Below are 19,687 nucleotides of genomic sequence, written 5' to 3'. Positions count from 1 at the left end.
CAAAAAAATAGTTTATTCGCCAAATAGTTGGAAGCTTTTTATGATTGGATTTTTTAAACCTGCAGCACATAAAACTCGGTTACCCGAGGAAGATATAGATCCAGTTTACAAAAAGCTTAGATGGCAAATATTCCTCAGTATCTTTGTGGGCTATGCGGGTTACTATCTGGTAAGAAAGAACTTTTCACTGGCCATGCCTTATTTAATTGAAGAGCAAGGCTTCACAAAAGGCGAGTTGGGTTTTGCACTGTCTGCGGTTTCTATTGCTTACGGGTTGAGTAAATTCTTAATGGGCAATGTTTCTGATAGAAGCAATCCTAGATACTTTCTAATGACAGGCTTACTACTGTCTTCCTTGGTCATGTTTATTTTTGGTTTTGTTCCATGGGCAACACAAAGCATCGCGATTATCTTTCTGCTGCTTTTCATTAATGGCTGGGTGCAAGGTATGGGGTGGCCCGCCTGTGGTCGTACTATAGTGCATTGGTACTCGGGGAATGAACGAGGGCAAATTGTCTCGGTCTGGAATATTGCGCATAACGTTGGCGGCGGACTTATTGGACCCTTATTTATTTTGGGAATGGCGTGGTTTAATGATTGGCATAGCGCTTTTTACGTACCCGCAACCTTTGCTGCATTAATCGCCGGTTTTGTCTTTTTGACCTTACGAGATACACCGCAAAGTTGTGGTTTGCCGCCTATTGAAGAACATCGCAACGACTATCCCCTCGATTATGAAGAAAAGCATGAGCAAGAACTCAGTGCTAAAGAAATTTTTGTTACCTACGTATTAAATAACAAACTCCTGTGGTTTATCGCTATCGCAAATGCGTTTGTTTATCTCATTCGATATGGTGTTTTAGATTGGGCACCTACTTATTTGTCAGAGGTGAAAGACTTCTCCTTCGAGCATAGTTCATGGGCGTACTTCTTGTATGAGTGGGCGGGCATTCCAGGTACGTTGTTATGCGGTTACATCAGTGACAAGTGGTTTAAAGGTCGTCGCTCACCAGCGGCTATTTTGTACATGGTATTAGTGCTGATTGCGGTACTGGTGTATTGGTTTAATCCTGCTGGTAACCCCACAGTCGACATGGCAGCGCTAATGGCTATCGGCTTTTTAATCTATGGGCCTGTTATGCTAATAGGCTTGTACGCATTAGAATTGGTACCGAAAAAAGCAGCAGGTACTGCGGCAGGACTAACCGGGTTATTTGGATACCTTGGTGGTGCTGTTATCGCTAACATTGCCTTAGGTTTTACCGTCGATTATTTTGGTTGGAATGGCGGGTTTATACTGCTTACTGGTGGGTGTATTTGTGCCATTGTGCTAATCGGCTTTACGGTTAAACATGAGATTGCGCATTTAAAAAGTAAAGAAACGTCTTCAGTAAGCTAGGTGATAAGGTTTATCTATCGCGTGATATTGTAGTATTTAGTTGTATTTAAATCTGGCAGCAGGTTAATCATGAGCAAGATAGAAACAGCAAACACAGCGAATATCGTTATATTGGGCGCTGGGAGCATTGGGTGTTATTTAGGAGGTTGTTTGCTGTCTATTGGCGCGAATGTCACCTTAATTGGCCGTGCAAGGCTTAAAGATCAAATTGCGAATGGCGGCTTAACGTTAACCGATTGGCGGGGCAGGAATACCAAACTTAAACCGGCTGATATTAGCTTTACTGAAAATGCTGAGGTAATGGCGCGCGCTGATTATATTTTAGTGTGCGTAAAAAGTGGTGATACTCAAGAGGCCGCATCGCTTATTGCGCAATATGAAAATAGCGATCCGTTGAAGGATAATCCGGTTGTCATCAGCTTTCAAAACGGGGTAAGAAACGGACGAGTGCTATCAGAATGCTTACCGAATCATACGGTCATGAAAGGCATGGTTCCATTTAACGTGCTGGGGCAGGGCGACGGGCATTTTCATTGCGGCACGGAAGGCGATTTGTGTATTGAGGATAAATCAGGGCAAGCGAAAGACTTAGTCGGACTGCTCGAAATGGCTAATTTACCGGTGAAGGTGTTTAAGGATTTATCCAGCGTGCAGTGGGGCAAGCTGCTTATGAACTTAAATAACGCCGTTAATGCCCTTTCTGGTAGGCCGTTGCTTGAGCAGTTGAATGACAGTGCCTATCGAAAGATAATGGCGGTAGTATTAAAAGAGGCATTAGCGACAATGAAAGCGGCTGGTATTGAACCTGCTAAAACAGGGAAGGTCGTCCCGAAGCTTATGCCTTACATTATGTCATTGCCTAACTTCTTGTTTAAAAAAGTGGCTGCTGCCACGTTAAAGATTGACCCTCAGGCACGCTCATCTATGTATGAAGATTTAGCGCTAAATAGAAAAACAGAGGTCGATTACCTTAATGGCGAAATTATTGCGTTAGGTGAAGCCCATCACGTGAGCACCCCCGCCAATACCGCAATTTTAAAACTTATTAAAGCGGCTGAAAGTGCAAATAATGGTTCGCCGAGGTTAAGCGCAGCCGCATTACAACAAGCGATAGCAGTTAGCTAGCCAATCGCTATTAATCGTCTTGAAGATCCTTTATGTCGTCAATAATCTTGTTGAGCCTTTTTAAAAGGTGTGACTTTTGTTTAGCGGTCATTGTCTTAACCAATTCATCGGCCAACGACAAATAAGCTTCTCGGTTTGCCTTTCTGCGCGCTAAATATTCTTCGGTGCGGTAGTCATCGGGGTGAGTCAGTAGATGGGTTAGCTTCTGCTGAAATGCTTCTGTGTTTTGCTTACTTGCAAATAGTCGGCGGGCTTCATCCTGCATGGTTATTCGGTATTCAAGCCAGTTTCCACGGGTACGGGCAAAGTGAGGTGCGGCGTTCGCCACCATTGTTTTTTGCTCGTCAGTTAAATCACCCAAATTTTCTTCAAAACCTTCCTCAAAATTCTCAATTAACTTTTCAAGCCTTTCACTTTCAGACATTGAGTCGTACTCATCAAGCTCTTCTTGCTCTTCGTCGTTTTCTTTTTGGATGGCAGCGAACAAATAAATAACTTGGTCGTCACTTAAGCGGGAAGCGAGTTCTGCTAACTCAGGCGCTAGTTTTGAACGTAAGGTCATTACGTGTTCATTAGCCTGATTTAGATGATTGGCAATAACAGCTTTGTTTAATTTATCTTGTTTTATCTCTTTGGTAATCTGCTCTAGTTGGGCCAAATATAAAGCCAATTGTTCTTCTCTGTGCCAATCAATCCACCCTTCAAGCTTAATATCGAAAATAGCTTCTTGTGAATCGTTAAGCTCTACATAATCGTCCATGTACCAATAAATAAGCCAATCAAGATTATTGTATGCAAGCTTAGACGAGCACCCTGTCAGTACTAAGAAGCCAATAACAAGCCATAACTTTTTCATCTTTTAATCCGTTGTAGATGTAGCTATTAGCTACTGATATATAAATTGATTACTGAGCACTAATAGTTCTTAGTAATTTAGCCGCCTTTTGGATTTCAAAATCGATAAATCGCTGCTGAATTTCTATGGCAGCGCCACACATGATATCTGGTGATTCAAGAAAATCTTGAGGCGCTACTACCACCTCAAAATGTGCATTACTGCTATCCTGCATGTCTTTAACTAAATTTGTGATGATGTCATCACTTTCTTCATCAGAATACAAAGAGGGACTTACCTGCTGATGTGCAATTAGCTTTGCCAATACCTCAAGCTCAAGTGCCTTTACTTCGCTCGATAGCTGAACCTCATTCCCGGCATGGTATTCTAGTGGCACCTCATCGGGATACACAAATGCGGCGCAGGCAAGGGGATATTGCCCTTGAAGCTCTTGCATTTGTTTTATCATCACATGCCAATAATTAACGATGTCGGCATCACTACCATGAGCGATATAATGCGTAATTCTTGCTTCAAACACCGCTCGTGCTCGAGTTGCAATAGCATTAATAGAAGCGCCTTCCCGTAAACCTTCTTCATTGATAGCGACAATTCGATAGTAGGTATCTGGATCTTTGTCTTTCATGGCAACCAAGTAGGCATGAGTCAATAAACCAGACTCTACTGCTTGCGTGTTTATTTCGCTTTCGTCTTCATAGCCACTGAACCCGTAGGCGCTACTGTCCACTACTTTACTGACAATACCTGCTCGTAAAAGTTCTTTGTGAGAAGGAGCCCAAAGTTCAGTATTCGGCGTATTTTGTATTTTTTTCGCAAACCAATTCGGAACATCGGCATCTTTATACGCTTGGTCAAACGCGGAACTTAACTCTGTGTTGTCATGCATAGACTTGCCGCCTAATGCGGGAGCGTGAAACTGCAGCACGCCGTCTTCACCCAATAGCCTTTCTTTTCCCGCTAAATACACAATAGTGCATGCCGAAGAGCACGAGGTTTTCACAAATGTGTTAAGCCCATATTTTTTGACTACAGCAGCAAGACGAGTCGCGCCGATAAGTCTTCCGCCAATACTGTGTAAGTGTATTGTTGTTATGTTTTCATTCTGTTTCAGTACATCTAGCAGCAGTAGTTCGGAGCCAATTTCTATACCGCCATAAAGTTCTAGCTCGGTACCATTATTTAAAACCCTAAACTTGGTAGAGGGATAGGTGGATTCAGCGCCAATTAAAGAGACACTTTCAGTAATGATGGGTACCCCTGACCGATAGAAATCTACAGTGAAATTTATCATTCCTATTACTGTCATTATTATCGCCATTGTTGCCCAACCAGCAGAGCCACCGCGATGAGGGTGACGGATGGCAGAGCGAATTACGCCAACCGATTGCCAGATAACCACGGGTGTTAACACCACGTACAAAAGCATCATGTATATACCAAGCTCAGCTCGCGAAGATGCACTTTCTATTTTAAGTTCAACAAATGAGCTTAGCGCAAGTGCACCAAGTGTTATTAAAATGCCAACCACCCAATAACTGATAGGTAACGATACTTGGCCTTTCCAAAAACGAATTAGCCAGTTTGCATGCAATGCTTCGTCATCGTAACTATTTTCCGCTAATGCTGGGTTGTGATTGGCAGTATTTTGAGGATCAGAACTATCTTGATGTTGAGACGTTTCGGTTTTGCTTGTTAAGGGTTGTCTTAAGGCTATTTCCTTGAGCACGGCTGACACTCTATCGGGATATTGCTCTTTGTCGATGTTGGCTAACACATCTTCAAGTTCGGCAAGGCTGTAGTTTGAATAATCAGGAGCTTGCATTTAATACTTCCATGTGGCTTTTATATTATTGAAGATGACGTACATTAACGCGTTAATAATACGGAATATTAGCCGCTAACACTACAGTATTCACCATATCTACCTGAATAGATGAGGAAAAACCATGGCAACACATGAAAAGCTAAACTACGTTGAGTTCGGTACATTGGATATCAACAGTACTAAACGCTTTTTTGAAACCGTATTTGGTTGGGCATTTACCGATTACGGGCCTGAATACACGGCATTTACTAACCAAGGATTAGACGGGGGCTTTTTTAAAGCTGAGCATGCTGGCATTACAGAAAATGGCGGCGCGTTATTAGTTTTTTACAGTGCTGATATTACGCAAACGTTAAGCAAGGTAGAAGGCGCTGGTGGCAACGTGAATAAGCCTATTTTTGAATTTCCAGGGGGCTGCCGGTTTCATTTCATTGAACCTGGTGGTAATGAATTTGCCGTTTGGTCTGAAAAGGAATAGCGCTCTGAAAAGAAATAGAAGCACGGGTACATAATTAGGCTGCTATAGATAACCTCTGAACAAAAAACGGACCCACCTAAACAAAAAGCATTGCATAAAAAAGCCCAGCTTAGAAAAAGCTGGGCTTTGGTAGTTATTTATTGAGGTGTTTACATCATTGTAATTTTAAGCGTTGGCTGATTAAGCTTTACCAAGAACAATACGCAGCATTCTACGAAGCGGCTCGGCAGCACCCCATAGTAATTGATCGCCAACAGTGAAGGCTGAAATATACTCAGGCCCCATGGTCAATTTACGAATTCGACCTACAGGAATAGACAGTGTTCCCGTCACCTTCGCTGGCGTGAGTTCTTGCATAGTGGCATCACGGTCGTTAGGGACCACTTTCACCCATTCGTTATGCTCAGCAAGAATTTGCTCAATCTCTTCAACCGGCAAGTCTTGTTTTAACTTGATGGTGATAGCCTGACTGTGACAACGCATCGCGCCTACACGAACGCAAATTCCGTCAATTGGAATAGGTTGCTCAGACAAGCCCATAATTTTGTTGGCTTCAGCTTGTGCTTTCCATTCTTCACGGCTTTGCCCAGATGGCAACTGTGAATCAATGTAAGGAATTAAACTGCCTGCTAGCGGTACACCAAATTGCTCAGAAGGGTAATCATCACTTCTGATAAATTCAGCAACTTGCTTATCGATGTCTAAAATAGCAGAGGCTGGATTATCTAAATTTGCTTTTACATTCGTGTGAATAGCGCCCATTTGGCTAATAAGTTCACGCATATGCTTAGCACCTGAACCTGAAGCAGCTTGATAGGTCATAGGTGAAGCCCACTCAACCAAGTCTTTCTCGAACAAGCCGCCTAGCGCTAACAACATTAGCGATACCGTGCAATTTCCACCTACGAAAGTGCGAATGCCATTTTCTACGCCAGCATCAATTTCTTTACGGTTTACAGGGTCTAAAATAATGACCGCATCGTCTTCCATACGAAGCGCAGACGCTGCGTCTATCCAGTATCCATTCCAGCCCGTATCGCGCAGTGAAGCGTACACTTCTTTGGTGTAGTCACCGCCTTGGCAGGTAATAATAATATCTTGCTTAGCTAACGCTTGAATATCGAAGGCGTCTTCTAGTACACCTGCGTTAGCACCTGCAAAGTCTGGCGCAGGAAGGCCTTTTTGAGAAGTGGTAAAAAATGTGGGTTCAATGTGCGCGAAATCTTGCTCTTCTTGCATGCGCTGCATTAACACTGAGCCAACCATACCGCGCCAGCCCACTAAACCTACTTTTTGTTGAGACATTAACTTGAGAACCCTATAAAACTAAACTGTGTATTCATGTTGAACTAACGGTGATATCACCCTGCCAACCCTATACCTGTCGCATTTTCATTATTATGCCTGCAGTCTATAAACAATTTAAAACGCTGGCTAGGATGTTTTTATAAATATTACGTTATAGATATAAGTGAATCACATTTGGTAAGCACATTATCAATGTTTTGTTGAAACTAATTCTTAAAATGCTTAATTATCATTCATGCTATAGGAAGGTAGTCTTCTCCTAACAGTTTTTCAGACCCTAGCAGCCTAAATGAGTACCGAGTCAAACGCGCTTAATTTTGCGAACATAAATAATGGCTTTTGCAATGTCTTTAACAATGGTCGTATGTCGATAGGCTTAGTTGTGCCAATCGAATCTTACCCATATGGGCCTGTGCCCACTATGCAAGACCATATAAAAAGAGTGAAGCTTGCAGAAGACTTAGGCTTCAAGGCCGTGTGGATAAGAGATGTTTTATTTAATGTACCAACCTTTGGCGATGCAGGGCAGGTATACGACCCTTTTGTATATCTTGGCGTGCTTGCAGGGTTAACTAAAACAATTACGCTGGGTGTAGCATCCTTAGTACTTCCTCAACGTCATGCCGCACAAGTTGCTAAGGCTGCGGCAAGTATCGATGTACTCAGCGGCGGGCGGTTAGTGTTAGGTGTGGCCTCAGGAGATAGACCTGAAGAATACCCTGCTATTAACCGAGGGTTTGATGACAGGGGCGAACGCTTCCGTGAAAGTGTGGAATATATTAAACGCATGATGCAGGGGTACGGTCAAATCAACAACAGCTTTGGTCATGTAAATGGCACCTTGGATTTACTGCCTAAGCCACACAAAGAACGCTTTCCTATGATGATCACAGGGGGCTCTCAACAATCGCCGAATTGGGGAGCAGAGCATCTAGACGGGTTAATTACTTACCCCAGAAGCCCAAAAATTCAAGCTCACGTGGTTGATAGTTATCGCTCACGTGTAAATACCTTTACCAAACGAAGCAAGCCGGTAATGCAACCGCTTTATATTGATGTAGACGCAAACGATAATTCACCGGTATCACCAATACATTTAGGTGTTCGCTGCGGGATAAACAGCTTATTAGATTATCTTTTAGTCTTGCGAGACAGTGGCGTTAACCACGTAGCGCTAAACCTTAGATTTAATCGCACACCAGTTGAAGAAACGTTACAGAAACTGTCGGAAATGGTGTTACCGCATTTCCATTCTGACGAATTTAGTCATCAAACTAGTTTGAAAAAAGAGGGAATGAACGGATGAAAACAATATTAGTGACAGGCGCGACCGACGGCATTGGTCTTGAAACCGTTAAATTATTAGCTCACGAAGGGCATAATTTGATCATTCACGGAAGAAGTGCCGACAAATTAAAGCATGTAGAACAAATGCTATGTGCCGATTATCCTGCAATACAGGTTACTGGGTTCGTGGCAGATTTAAGCGACTTTAAAGCAGTAGATAATTTTGCTTCTCGAGTGGCAGACGCTTTTTCAGTTATAGACGTTATTATTAACAATGCTGGGGTGTTTCATTCTCCTGCAATTGAAACAAGCGCAGGCTTAGACGTACGCTTCATGGTAAATACGATTGCGCCGTTCATCATTACCAAACGTTTGTTACCACTTATGCCAAGTGGTGGGCGAGTAGTAAACGTGTCATCTGCAGCCCAAGCCCCTGTTAATTTTGACCTGCTAAGTCAAGGTCCTTCTATGAGTGATGGTATGGCATACGCACAAAGCAAGCTTGCTATTACCATGTGGACACGCTTTTTTGCCGAAAAATATGAGACAACAGGGCCATTGTTTGTATCTGTTAACCCTAAATCTTTGCTTGGGAGTAAAATGGTGAAGGAAGCCTATGGGGTAGCCGGTGGCGATTTGGCAATTGGTGCGAAAATATTTGTGGAAGCTGCGCTTGGTGATAGGTTTGCTAACGTGAAAGGTGAATATTTCGATAATGACAACAATCAGTTTGCGCCTGCACATCCATTTGGTGAAAACTCAGCAAATAGAGAGCAATTAGTTAACGTGATTGAATCTATTGTAGCTAGTCACTTTAGTTAAAATTTATCTAAAATCAGCATGTTTGAGTAGAGCACATCAGGTTACTTGGTGTGTTTTACCTATTCGGCATTTTTTTACTTTAGTTTTCTCCCTCTTTATTCTCATTGCTATTGCTATTGCCATTGCCATCTCACTCGGGTTGTTATCGCCTCCTATATCCCCTGTAAAATATTCCCTCTATTTGTAATTATTCTAACGATTAAAAGTGGGTGAACACGTAACTTGTTAATTTTGTTTAATAATTTTAATGTGGAATTCTCCTTGCTTCATACAGTTCTGAAACATGCATGTTTCATCCTAAGCCGTTGTTACAACGCAATCAATTAGGTTATCTCTATAAGGAACTGAAATGGCTGAATCGTTTAAATACCAAGGACAGAAAGGAAAAGGCGGAGAGTTGCATCAAACCGCGGGTAATGGACACCCTACTATGACGACGGCGCAAGGTTGCCCCGTCCACGACGATCAAAATTCTCTTAAAGCGGGCCAGCGAGGGCCTACCGTTTTAGAAGACCACGTACTTAGAGAAAAGATTTTTCACTTCGATCACGAGCGAATTCCCGAGCGTGTGGTGCATGCTAGAGGCTTTGGGGCCCACGGGTATTTTGAAACTTACGAATCATTGTCAGATATTACCTCAGCAGATATTTTCCAGCGCAAAGGCGAAAAAACGCCTGTATTCACGCGCTTTTCTACCGTTGCTGGTAATAAAGGTTCACCAGACTTAGCTAGAGACGTACGCGGGTTTGCCGTAAAATTTTACACTCAACAAGGTAACTGGGATTTAGTGGGTAATAATATTCCCGTTTTCTTTATCCAAGATGCCATCAAGTTCCCTGACTTGATCCATTCTGCAAAACAAGAGCCTGACCGCGGCTTTCCTCAAGCACAAACTGCCCATGACAACTTTTGGGACTTTACCAGCTTATCGCCAGAATCTACCCATATGTTGATGTGGGCCATGTCAGATCGCGCCATACCTCGTTCTTTCCGCTTCATGGAAGGCTTTGGTGTGCACACCTTTAAGTTTATTAACGCCGAAGGTGAAATGAAATACGTTAAATTTCATTGGAAACCGAAGCAAGGTTTGCAATCGGTGGTATGGAACGAAGCACTGAAAATTAACGGTGCAGATCCTGATTTTCACCGACGAGATATGTGGAATGCGCTACAGGCTGGTGATTTTCCTGAATGGGAGCTGGGCATTCAGGTATTTGACCAAGACTTTGCAGATAATTTTGAATTTGATGTATTGGATGCCACTAAGCTTATTCCAGAAGAGCAGGTACCTGTGAAAATAATAGGCAAAATGGTGCTGAACAAAGTGGTAGATAACTTCTTTGCAGAAACCGAACAAGTTGCATTTTGTACCCAAAATATCGTGCCGGGTATGGACTTCACGAACGACCCTTTACTTCAAGGTAGAAATTTTTCCTACTTAGATACCCAATTAAAACGCCTAGGCAGTACAAATTTCACGCAGCTTCCTATAAATGCACCCAAATGTCCTATGCGCCATTTTCAGCAAGATGGGCACATGGCGATGCAAAATCCGAAAGGCCGGGCTAACTACGAACCCAATTCGTGGGATGCTGATGAAAGCAACCCTAGAGCGTGTCCCGAGACGGGCTATCAATCTCATGCGGAGCCGATGGAAGGCAGTAAAACACGCTATCGTTCAGAAACCTTTGCGGATCATTACAGTCAAGCAAGACAGTTTTATATCAGCCAGACTGACACAGAACAAAAACATATGCGCGATGCATTCGCATTTGAATTGTCGAAGGTTGAGCGGTTAGCTATTCGTGAGCGTGTTGTTTCTCATTTACTGAATGTTGATAAGGCCTTAGCAGAGAGCGTTGCACAAGAACTTGGCTTTTTAGAGATGCCTGAACCTGCAGAAGCGGCTATGCCAACCAGAGAAGACTTACCAGTCTCTGATGCACTCAGTATTTTGAAAAATCCGCCAAGCACGTTCAAAGGACGCAAATTAGGTATTCTTGTTTCAGATGGTATTGATGGAGATACGCTTTCAAATGTGATCGATTCGCTTATTGCCGAAGGGGCGATGTTCGAACTAGTGGCCCCTAAAGTAGGCGGGGTGACATGTAGCAAAGGCAAGCATATCGCGGCGCATCAAAAAATAGATGGTGGGCCATCGGTGCTTTACGATGCAGTACTATTGTTACTTTCAGAAGATGGTGCAAAATCTCTATCAATGAAACCTGAAGCAAAAGACTTTATTTCAGATGCACAGGCTCATCAAAAGTTTGTAGGTTACACCGCTGAGGCAATGCCTTTAATTAAAGCGGCTGGCCTGGGTGACGCTATGGATGATGGATGGCTTGATATCGCAAATATGAAATCCGATGCGTTTATCGAAAAGCTTCGTGAAATACGTTTTTGGGCTCGAGGCTAAGGACGTCAATACGGCATGCTCTTCCTAGATAGCCTTCTAGGGTAGTCTTCCTAGAAAACTATTCCTAGATAGCCTTCTAGGGTAGTCTTCCTAGAAAACTATTCCAAGATAGCGTTCTAAAACAACTTTGCGAGATCAACGTTGCTTTAAGCGATAGGGTTATGTCTTTATTATTCAGCACGGGGGAGCGCGTTATTCGCGTATCCCCCCATATCCAAGTAAATTTCCCCGTGCTAAATTAAGTTTTTAATTTAGAATACCTAAAAAGGCCTATGAGCTTCCCATAGCAATTTGCGCATTCATGCAAAACCGTTTGCGTTGAAAAAATAGTAAGGCTCTAGAAAGGTATTAGTATCTAATTACAAAATTCTTCTATATTGAAGTACATTATTAACCGTCGTGTTTCCCGAGGAAAATATGCAGTACGATTCACATCAAAAGTTTTCACCTACCACCATATTTCTACATTGGCTTGTTGGCTTAATCATTATTGGCATGCTGGCCTCTGGCGTTTATATGGTAGAAGAAAACGCTTATTGGGTATTTTCATGGCATAAGTCTTTTGGTTTTATTGTGCTATTTATTGCATTGGCTCGAGCAACGTGGCGGTTAAAAAATGGTTGGCCCACGGCAGCAGGAAATTACTCTAAATTAGTACATGGCGTGGCTAAAGTGATTCATTGGGTACTCATTCTTAGCACACTGCTTATGCCAATATCAGGGCTTATGACTTCAGTACTTGGCGGCCATGGTTTATCTGTATTTGGATTAGAAGTGTTTGCACAGAATTTCAGCGTAGAAGATCCTGAGAAAACATTGCCAATAAACTACGAGCTATCGAAACTCGGCGGCACAGTACACCATTATTTAGGGTATGTATTGATTGGAGCCGTTGTACTTCATGTTGCCGGCGCATTAAAGCACCATATTATGGACAAAGACGGCACGTTAAAACGCATGTTGGGCAAAAGCATCTAGACGTTAACGCCTAAGCTTTAAGCCCTAGGCTATCTACAAAGGCTAGCAACACTTCCATCGTGTTTAAAAAAACCACAGTGTATATACTGTGGTTTTTTGTTTTTTATGAAAGACCCGCTTCTCGTAGCGCTTTATCCCAGTAAGGTTCGCCACTGTATCGTTCCCTTAGAAAGTCGATAAAGGCGCGTACTTTGGGTGCTAATAAACGGTTGCTTGGATATACTGCCCACAGTGCGCACTCGGCCGTTAATGGGTAATCTTTTAATACTTGAACCAGTTGTCCGCTTTGAAGATACGGGTAGCTACACCAGGTGGCCGTAAGGGTTATGCCGATACCGCCAATGGCTGCGTCGCGAACCGCTTCACCATTGTCCATACGAATTCGCGTTTTGGGCTTTATTGATACTACGCCTTGTGGGGTATTAAACTCCCATGTTTCTAAACCCATAAGATTGACAGCTGCATGTTCTGTTATTTCTTGCGGGGTTTTCGGTTCGCCATACTTCTTAATATAATCCGGTGACGCTACAATAATTCGCTTGTCATCAGCCAGCTTTCTTGCGTGTAGGTTAGAGTCTTTAAGCACCGCATCACGAATAGCTACATCAAACCCACCTTCAATCAAATCTAAAATACTGTCACTGAATCTAAAATCGATATTTAACTGCGGATACGCTGCTAAGAATTCTTCCATTGCAGGTACCAAGTGTAGGCGACCAAAAGAAGCTGGCGCGGTTACTCGCAATGTACCTTGTGGCGTTTGCGAGCCAACCCCAACGGCAGCTTGGGCTATTTCAATACTTGATAACACTTCTTCAGCGTGAGGTAGAAAAAGTTTTCCTTCATCGGTTAACGACACTTTACGCGTGGTGCGGTGAATAAGTCGCACACCCAAATTTTCTTCCAATTTATTGATGTGAGCGCTGGCCACGGCCGGTGAAACATTCAATTCACGTCCAGCCACACTGATGTTATTGGTATTGGCGATACGTACAAAAAGCTTAAGGTGATCGATGTTCATAATGGATTATCAATAAAATCTAAAAACTGTATGTGTTTATAACCCAATTATCATATGCCTGGCTAGTGGCTATTATTAGTCTCGAACTTAACGCAACGAGGCTAACTCACATGAAAGCAATGGTTATTAACGAATTTGGCGGTCCTGAAGTATTTAATGCAGCTGAGATAGGTGCACCACGACTTAAAGCGGGACACGTCATTGTGCGTATTGCGGCAACCAGCGTGAATACAGTAGACACCATGATACGTGAAATGGGTCAAGACCTACCATTTTCTCCTAAACTACCCGGCGGTGTGTTGGGTATGGATTTCGCCGGTACAGTTGAAGCCGTTGGAGAAGACGTAGATAACTTTAGCGTAGGTGATGAAGTTTATGGTTGCGCAGGTGGTCTAGCCGACTTGCAAGGTGCCTTAGCTGAATTAATGTTAGCCGATGTTCGTCTTATTGCACCTAAGCCTAAATCGTTGTCGATGCGTGAAGCAGCCGCCCTACCTTTGGTTGGCATTACTGCGTATGAGGGCTTAACCCGCGCGCAAACCGCAAAAGGGCAAAACGTATTAGTGCATGGCGGCGCTGGCGGCGTAGGTCATCTTGCTATTCAAATGGCTCGTCACTTTGGTGCGACTGTATTTGCTACTGGCGGCTCAGATGAACAAGCTTCACTGATTGAAAAGCTCGGTGCGACTTACATTGATTTTCGCTCAGAAAAAGTGGCTGATTACGTCGCTAAGCATACCGATGGTGCTGGTTTCGATGTGGTTTATGATTCTGTGGGTGGCGGTAACTTACCCAACTCTTTTGAAGCGGCAAAATTATGCGGGCAAGTGGCGACGACGGTGTCGTTTATTGAAACAGATCTTACCCCTGTGCATTTCAAAGGCTTGAGTTTACATGTTGTGTTCATGCTTATCCCTATGATCCACAACTACAAACGTGAAAATCACGGAGCGATATTACGCGCTATTACAGGTATTGTTGATGCAGGCGCGTTAACTCCAGTATTAGATAGCGAGACGTTTACCCTTGAGCAAGCGGGTGATGCACATGCGCGCTTAGCAAGCGGCAAGGCTATGGGCAAAATCGTTATTGATGTAGCCTCTTAAGCACTTGTGACTGGCTTTGACCTAGCTATTCTACGAGAGCTTGTAAGAGTTTATGTATAAGCAATTACATCAGCTCTAATATAAGTTTTTGTATTAACTTTTAAATTTGTACCATTACTTTCCCTAAGTGCTCTCCTAAGTGCTTTCCCTTTGCGCACTTTTACCCTTGGCGTTGGCACTTATGCTCGCCAAGGGGTTTTTATTTTTCCTCTCGCCTTTAATTAATCGTCAATATCCTCATGTTTGTACTAATCAAGAGGTCATATTTACTTATGTTCATTTGTTGCGTTGCGCCTTTTTTAGCGCTATTGGTATTTTGTACTCGCAACTGTAAACATCCCCTAAACTATCTTCACTTGCTAATCAGGAAGGAAATCTTATGAAAGTAATGCGTTTGAAAGACAACAGTGAAGGCTTAGCGTCGCTCTACTGCGCAAACGAAACAGAGCCAACCGTCGTCGGCAATGACGAAATTAAAGTAAGGATCCATGCTAGCTCTTTAAATTATCATGATTACAGCGTCGCGACAGGCGCTATTCCCACAGAGGGTGACCGCATTCCTATGTCTGACGGCGCGGGCGTCGTTGTAGAAGTAGGGGAAGACGTTACACAGTTTGTTCCAGGCGACCATGTGGTTTCTACCTTCTTTCCTGATTGGTTAAGCGGCGCACCAACGGTGGGTGATTTTAGTCGCACCCCCGGAGATGGTATCGACGGTTACGCCCAGGAGGTCGTGGTAAAGCCGCAGCAATGGTTTACTAAAGCACCTTCAGGGTGGTCTCACGAAGAAGCGGCTACTATTACAACAGCAGGACTAACTGCGTGGCGGGCTCTAGTGGTTGAAGGTGGCTTGAAAGCAGGCGATACGGTTCTGTTGTTGGGCACTGGAGGTGTGTCTATCTATGCGCTTCAAATTGCCAAAGCAATGGGGGCGAAAGTAGCAATAACCTCAAGCTCAGATGATAAATTAGAGAAAGCAAAGGCCTTGGGTGCAGATTTCACAGTTAACTATAAAACGGACGAAAAGTGGGGCAAAACCGTTGCCAAATGGACTGGCGGAAAAGGTGTCGACCACGTGGTTGAAGTTGGTGGGCCAGCCACTTTAGGCCAATCTATTCATGCCTGTAGAGTAGGGGGAAGTATTGTACTTATTGGTGTTTTAACCGGTATTAAGGGCGATATTCCAACGGCTACCCTTATGCGAAAGCAAATTAGGTTAACTGGCATCATTGTGGGGAGTAATAAAGACCAGTGGGACTTTGTCAGTGCCTTGGAATGCATGAACTTTAAGCCTGTGGTTGATACTACATTCGCCCTTGAAAGACTATCTGATGCGTTTGCTTTTGAGGAATCGGGTAAACACTTTGGTAAAATTTGCGTGAGCATTTAAGCTAAGAGTTGGGGGGCAGCAATATCGCACGCTGCGCCCTTATTTAGCAAAGCAGGAATCGCTAGAATTAACGTAAGAGTAAAAGGAATACCATGAGCTTGTCCCATATTATGTCTACTCGTGTGGTCAGTGTGCACATGGATGATAGCCTAGAGTTGATACAAACCTTGTTCGCCGAAACGGGGTTTCATCATTTAGTCGTCGTGCATCAGAATCAACTGCAAGGCATCATTTCAGACCGCGACGTGTTAAAGGCGACAAGCCCTTTTGCAAATACGGTTAATGAGCGCTTTCGTGACAAAGCGACATTGGAAAAGAAAGCGCACCAAATTATGACGCGAAATGTGTTAACCCTTTCTGCAAGCGACTCTATTGTTAGCGCAATTTCATTATTCAACGAAAACAAGATTTCCTGCATTCCCATTATTGATGAGAAACGCTGCCCTGTGGGCATTGTTTCTTGGCGAGATGTCATGCGCTTTATGGAAGCAAGGGTGAATGCTAAGAAAGGGTAGAGGCTCATGCTATACGTTGTGAAAACCATATAATCAACGATGGTTACATCAATAAAAAAGGTGCGTATAAACGCACCTTTTTTGATCCTTTCCTAGTTTACAGTGAACAAGTTAACTGGCTTTTCGATAACTCACTTTAAACAGGATGCTATACAGTACAGGTACGGCAATAAGCGTAAGAATAGTGGCAAAGGTTAATCCACCCATAATCGTCACTGCCATATCTGCAAAGAAGGCATCGAATAACAGTGGCGCCATACCTAATATGGTGGTTAATGCCGCCAACGTCACAGGGCGCAAACGGCTTAACGTCGCTTCCACTATAGCCTTTCTAATTTCTAGCCCTTCTTCAATTTGTAGGTCTATTTCTTCAATAAGCACGATGGCATTTTTAATCAACATGCCGAATAAACTCAAGAACCCAAGAAGTGACATAAAGCCAAATGGCATATTGGTAGACAGAAGCCCTGTCACTACACCAACTATCGCCATAGGCACCACTAACCAAATGATCAGCGGTTGACGGGCGTGGCCAAATAGCAGCACAGAGATGATAAACATCACTAAGAAACCCACGGGTAATCCTGCGCCTAATGCAGCTTGTGCATCGCTAGAGCTTTCAAACTCACCACCCCATTCAAGGGCATAACCAGCAGGAATGTCCATCGCTTCAATCTGAGGGCGAATACGAGCAAATGCTTTCGCGGCAGTTTCATTGTCACCAGGTTCAGCTTCTACCGTGATGGTACGCAATCTATCTTGTCGATGAATACGTAGCTCTTCTGTCACAATATCTAAACCACTTGATACCTGCGTAAATGGCACATATTGACGTTGTTGAGACGACCATACTTGGCTTTCTCGTACCGATTGAATGGCGGTGTCATCGGGATGCCCCATTTTTGCCACAATACTGTAGGCATAGTCTCCGTCTTGCACGCTGCCTAAACGCAATCCGCTACTGGCATATTGTACGGTTTGACTAAAATCAGAGTGAGAAACGCCCGCAATACCAGCATTGTAATTATCGTACTGCGTATTGATGGCCACACCTTTTTCACGCCAATTATGTCGAACATCTTTGATATTGCCATCGGCTAACATCATGCCTTTGGCTTCTTCGGCAAGGGTTCGCAGAACTTCTGCATCAGGGCCAGAAAAACGTGCTTCAAGTTTGGCGCCAGAGCCTGGGCCAAATTGCATACGTTCTTGGTAGAAATCGGCATCAAGATCAATATTGTCGAGCAAACCCGAAAGCTTTTCTTGAACGGCGGGAATATTTTCTAATTCATTAACGCGTATCATGAAAAAGCCATAGTTTTCATTGGCGCTTTTTGGCGCGTAAGTAAGCGTAAAGCGATCTGCACCTTGACCAATGATGGTGGTTACAGCCGTTACATTTTCTTGCGCTAAAATACGTTGTTCAGCTTCTTTAATGATTTTTTCGGTAGCCCGAATATCACGGTCTTGAGGGCCCCAATAATGCACAAAGAACAGCGGTGCGTTTGAAGGTGGGAAAAAGCCTTGTTTAACCATACCGAAACTGCCGTAGGCTACCACGGTAATCACGAACAACACGGCCATGGTCACCCAGCGTAATTTCAAAGCCCCAGTGAGGGTTTTGGTGAACCAGCGCTGCATCAATGTTGGCTCATTGCCGTCGGTTTGCTTCACGCCTTTGCGGAACACTAACTCGCCAAGCACAGGCACTAAGGTAACGGCCAGCACCCAACTCATCATCAAAGACACTAATACAACGGCAAATAAGGAATACAAGAATTCACCGGTGGCATCATCAGATAAACCAATGCCCGAGAAGGCTGCGATACCTATTACTGTTGCGCCTAATAAAGGCCACTGGGTTCGTTTCACAATAAAGCTTGCTGCATCTTTGGCCGACGCGCCGGTAGCCATTCGAAGCATCATACCTTCGGCAACAACTATGGCGTTATCTACCAACATTCCCATGGCAATAACCATAGCACCAAGAGATATACGCTGAAGCTGAATATCCATTAGCCACATGATAAGAATAGTGCCTAGCACGGTAACTAGCAGCACCATGCCCACTACCACGCCAGAGCGCCAACCCATGAACAAGCATAATGTTAGAGTTACAACGACGACCGACATCACTAAGTTCGCTATAAAGCCATCTACCGATTCATCAACCACCGAGGCTTGATCGTAAATAGGGGTAAGGGTAATACCCACCGGAAGGGTATTAAGTAGATCATCGACTTTGGCATTTACCCGAGTGCCTACATCAACAATGTTCACGTTAGATAGCGCCGAAACCGATACGGTTAAGGCTTCTTCACCGTTATAACGAATAAGCTGTGACTGGATATCAGCAGGCTCTAGCTTAAGGGTGGCTACATCGGAAACACGAATAGAGCGGTTCGTACCAGGGATCACTAATGAAAGGTTAGAAATTTCTTTAATTTTATCTGGTGCCCGTTCTACGATTAAACGTACGTTCTTCTCGTCTACCAAGACTCTTCCGCCGTTAAAAGGGCGCAAGTTATCTTCAAATAGCGAAGTTAAATCAGGAAATGAAATACCTAGCCCGGCTAGCTGGTAGGGGTTCACATAGGCAACGATTTGTTCGGTTTGCACACCGCTAACAGTGACTTTCGCTACGCCCTCAGTGGTTAACAAATCTCTTCGAATTAAACGCGCAAATTCCCGTAACTCACTGGTGGTAAAATCAGGCGCACTCAGGGCGTAATAAAGCCCGTAAACATCACCAAAATCATCGAAAACGACAGGGTCTTGTGCTCCGGTCGGCAAGGATGTAGCGGCGTCTCGTAAGCGTTTTCTAAGTTCATCCCAAATTTGTGGAAGCTCATTGCTATCGTAGTTGCTTTTAACTTCAACGGTAATTTCAGATAAAGCGGGCGAAGAAATTGATGTGAGCTTTTTAAGTTGTGGCATTTGCTGGATAGCAATTTCAAGAGGTTCGGTAATTTCCCGCTCCACTTTTTCTGCACCGGCGCCAGAGTAGCTAGTATAAACCTTAACCTGTTTAATAGTGAATTCGGGGTCTTCTAAACGACCAATATTGGTCATTGCAATAATACCGCCAAGCAGCAGTATCACCACCATTAGCCATACATTTACAGGTTTATCAATTGAATAACGAGCGATATCCATAA

At 43.7% G+C, this 19,687-nt stretch carries 15 protein-coding genes; 10 read left to right on the top strand and 5 right to left on the bottom strand.

Going from position 1 to position 19,687, the window contains the following annotated elements:
• Positions 1 to 40: 40 nt before the first annotated feature.
• Positions 41 to 1,399: a glycerol-3-phosphate transporter gene (gene glpT / locus J8L84_RS03880; protein WP_211069538.1), complete on the top strand. Its 1,359-nt coding sequence runs from the start codon at positions 41 to 43 to the stop codon at positions 1,397 to 1,399.
• 69 nt (positions 1,400 to 1,468) lie between these two features.
• Entirely contained in the window at positions 1,469 to 2,524 is a 1,056-nt protein-coding gene (locus J8L84_RS03875) for a 2-dehydropantoate 2-reductase (RefSeq protein WP_211069537.1), read from the top strand.
• Between the two features lie 10 nt (positions 2,525 to 2,534).
• On the opposite strand, the gene J8L84_RS03870 is transcribed toward J8L84_RS03875, so the two are convergent.
• Positions 2,535 to 3,380: a DUF6279 family lipoprotein gene (locus tag J8L84_RS03870; RefSeq protein ID WP_211069536.1), complete on the bottom strand. Its 846-nt coding sequence runs from the start codon at positions 3,378 to 3,380 to the stop codon at positions 2,535 to 2,537.
• A 49-nt stretch (positions 3,381 to 3,429) separates the two neighbouring features.
• Entirely contained in the window at positions 3,430 to 5,202 is a 1,773-nt protein-coding gene (locus tag J8L84_RS03865) for a hypothetical protein (RefSeq protein WP_211069535.1), read from the bottom strand.
• A gap of 124 nt (positions 5,203 to 5,326) precedes the next feature.
• On the opposite strand from J8L84_RS03865, the gene J8L84_RS03860 reads away from it, so the two are divergent.
• Entirely contained in the window at positions 5,327 to 5,683 is a 357-nt protein-coding gene (locus J8L84_RS03860; RefSeq protein ID WP_211069534.1) for a VOC family protein, read from the top strand.
• Positions 5,684 to 5,863: 180 nt separating this feature from the next.
• Here J8L84_RS03860 and asd read toward each other — a convergent pair whose 3' ends face one another.
• A complete protein-coding gene (asd, locus tag J8L84_RS03855; protein WP_211069533.1) occupies positions 5,864 to 6,988 on the bottom strand; it encodes an aspartate-semialdehyde dehydrogenase in 1,125 nt (374 codons plus the stop codon).
• 292 nt (positions 6,989 to 7,280) lie between these two features.
• Between asd and J8L84_RS03850 the strand changes: the two genes are divergently transcribed.
• From J8L84_RS03850 to J8L84_RS03835, 4 genes are all read left to right on the top strand, one after another.
• The gene (locus tag J8L84_RS03850; protein ID WP_211069532.1) at positions 7,281 to 8,297 is read left to right on the top strand and encodes an LLM class oxidoreductase; all 1,017 of its coding nucleotides are present in this window, start codon (positions 7,281 to 7,283) and stop codon (positions 8,295 to 8,297) included.
• On the top strand, positions 8,294 to 9,100 hold the full coding sequence (locus J8L84_RS03845) for an SDR family NAD(P)-dependent oxidoreductase (protein ID WP_211069531.1): 807 nt from the start codon (positions 8,294 to 8,296) through the stop codon (positions 9,098 to 9,100). The genes J8L84_RS03850 and J8L84_RS03845 overlap by 4 nt, the downstream gene beginning before the upstream one ends.
• A gap of 349 nt (positions 9,101 to 9,449) precedes the next feature.
• Positions 9,450 to 11,519 (top strand): catalase, encoded by a 2,070-nt coding sequence (locus J8L84_RS03840; protein WP_211069530.1) that lies wholly within the window; start codon positions 9,450 to 9,452, stop codon positions 11,517 to 11,519.
• Between the two features lie 417 nt (positions 11,520 to 11,936).
• Positions 11,937 to 12,497, top strand: coding sequence for a cytochrome b (locus J8L84_RS03835; protein WP_211069529.1), 561 nt, complete (start codon positions 11,937 to 11,939; stop codon positions 12,495 to 12,497).
• Between the two features lie 103 nt (positions 12,498 to 12,600).
• On the opposite strand, the gene J8L84_RS03830 is transcribed toward J8L84_RS03835, so the two are convergent.
• The gene (locus J8L84_RS03830; RefSeq protein WP_211069528.1) at positions 12,601 to 13,518 is read right to left on the bottom strand and encodes a LysR family transcriptional regulator; all 918 of its coding nucleotides are present in this window, start codon (positions 13,516 to 13,518) and stop codon (positions 12,601 to 12,603) included.
• A gap of 110 nt (positions 13,519 to 13,628) precedes the next feature.
• Here J8L84_RS03830 and J8L84_RS03825 point away from each other — a divergent pair, with 110 nt between their 5' ends.
• The 3 genes from J8L84_RS03825 to J8L84_RS03815 all read left to right on the top strand — a co-directional run bounded on the left by J8L84_RS03825 (position 13,629) and on the right by J8L84_RS03815 (position 16,529).
• On the top strand, positions 13,629 to 14,624 hold the full coding sequence (locus J8L84_RS03825) for a zinc-dependent alcohol dehydrogenase family protein (protein WP_211069527.1): 996 nt from the start codon (positions 13,629 to 13,631) through the stop codon (positions 14,622 to 14,624).
• 379 nt (positions 14,625 to 15,003) lie between these two features.
• A complete protein-coding gene (locus J8L84_RS03820) occupies positions 15,004 to 16,014 on the top strand; it encodes an NAD(P)-dependent alcohol dehydrogenase (RefSeq protein WP_211069526.1) in 1,011 nt (336 codons plus the stop codon).
• A 92-nt stretch (positions 16,015 to 16,106) separates the two neighbouring features.
• Complete coding sequence (locus J8L84_RS03815) at positions 16,107 to 16,529, top strand: CBS domain-containing protein (protein WP_061997571.1); 423 nt, start codon at positions 16,107 to 16,109, stop codon at positions 16,527 to 16,529.
• Between the two features lie 111 nt (positions 16,530 to 16,640).
• On the opposite strand, the gene J8L84_RS03810 is transcribed toward J8L84_RS03815, so the two are convergent.
• Positions 16,641 to 19,685 carry an efflux RND transporter permease subunit gene (locus J8L84_RS03810; protein WP_211069525.1) on the bottom strand — a complete coding sequence of 1,015 codons (3,045 nt, stop codon included), beginning with the start codon at positions 19,683 to 19,685 and terminating at the stop codon, positions 16,641 to 16,643.
• Positions 19,686 to 19,687: the final 2 nt, after the last annotated feature.

This window comes from Alteromonas sp. MMG017 (genome assembly GCF_018100795.1).
Taxonomy (GTDB): Bacteria; Pseudomonadota; Gammaproteobacteria; order Enterobacterales; family Alteromonadaceae; genus Alteromonas.
Note: the sequence above shows the minus strand (reverse complement) of the source record. Positions and strands in the feature narration are given on the sequence as shown.

Bases quoted from the DNA above. Each gene is read 5' to 3' on its own strand.
- J8L84_RS03845 (WP_211069531.1), top strand. From the start codon at position 8,294: ATGAAAACAATATTAGTGACAGGCGCGACCGACGGCATTGGTCTTGAA.
- J8L84_RS03860 (WP_211069534.1), top strand. From the start codon at position 5,327: ATGGCAACACATGAAAAGCTAAACTACGTTGAGTTCGGTACATTGGAT.
- J8L84_RS03820 (WP_211069526.1), top strand. From the start codon at position 15,004: ATGAAAGTAATGCGTTTGAAAGACAACAGTGAAGGCTTAGCGTCGCTC.
- J8L84_RS03865 (WP_211069535.1), bottom strand. From the start codon at position 5,202: ATGCAAGCTCCTGATTATTCAAACTACAGCCTTGCCGAACTTGAAGAT.
- J8L84_RS03875 (WP_211069537.1), top strand. From the start codon at position 1,469: ATGAGCAAGATAGAAACAGCAAACACAGCGAATATCGTTATATTGGGC.
- J8L84_RS03815 (WP_061997571.1), top strand. From the start codon at position 16,107: ATGAGCTTGTCCCATATTATGTCTACTCGTGTGGTCAGTGTGCACATG.
- J8L84_RS03850 (WP_211069532.1), top strand. From the start codon at position 7,281: ATGAGTACCGAGTCAAACGCGCTTAATTTTGCGAACATAAATAATGGC.
- asd (WP_211069533.1), bottom strand. From the start codon at position 6,988: ATGTCTCAACAAAAAGTAGGTTTAGTGGGCTGGCGCGGTATGGTTGGC.
- J8L84_RS03870 (WP_211069536.1), bottom strand. From the start codon at position 3,380: ATGAAAAAGTTATGGCTTGTTATTGGCTTCTTAGTACTGACAGGGTGC.
- J8L84_RS03810 (WP_211069525.1), bottom strand. From the start codon at position 19,685: ATGGATATCGCTCGTTATTCAATTGATAAACCTGTAAATGTATGGCTA.
- J8L84_RS03835 (WP_211069529.1), top strand. From the start codon at position 11,937: ATGCAGTACGATTCACATCAAAAGTTTTCACCTACCACCATATTTCTA.
- J8L84_RS03840 (WP_211069530.1), top strand. From the start codon at position 9,450: ATGGCTGAATCGTTTAAATACCAAGGACAGAAAGGAAAAGGCGGAGAG.
- glpT (WP_211069538.1), top strand. From the start codon at position 41: ATGATTGGATTTTTTAAACCTGCAGCACATAAAACTCGGTTACCCGAG.
- J8L84_RS03830 (WP_211069528.1), bottom strand. From the start codon at position 13,518: ATGAACATCGATCACCTTAAGCTTTTTGTACGTATCGCCAATACCAAT.
- J8L84_RS03825 (WP_211069527.1), top strand. From the start codon at position 13,629: ATGAAAGCAATGGTTATTAACGAATTTGGCGGTCCTGAAGTATTTAAT.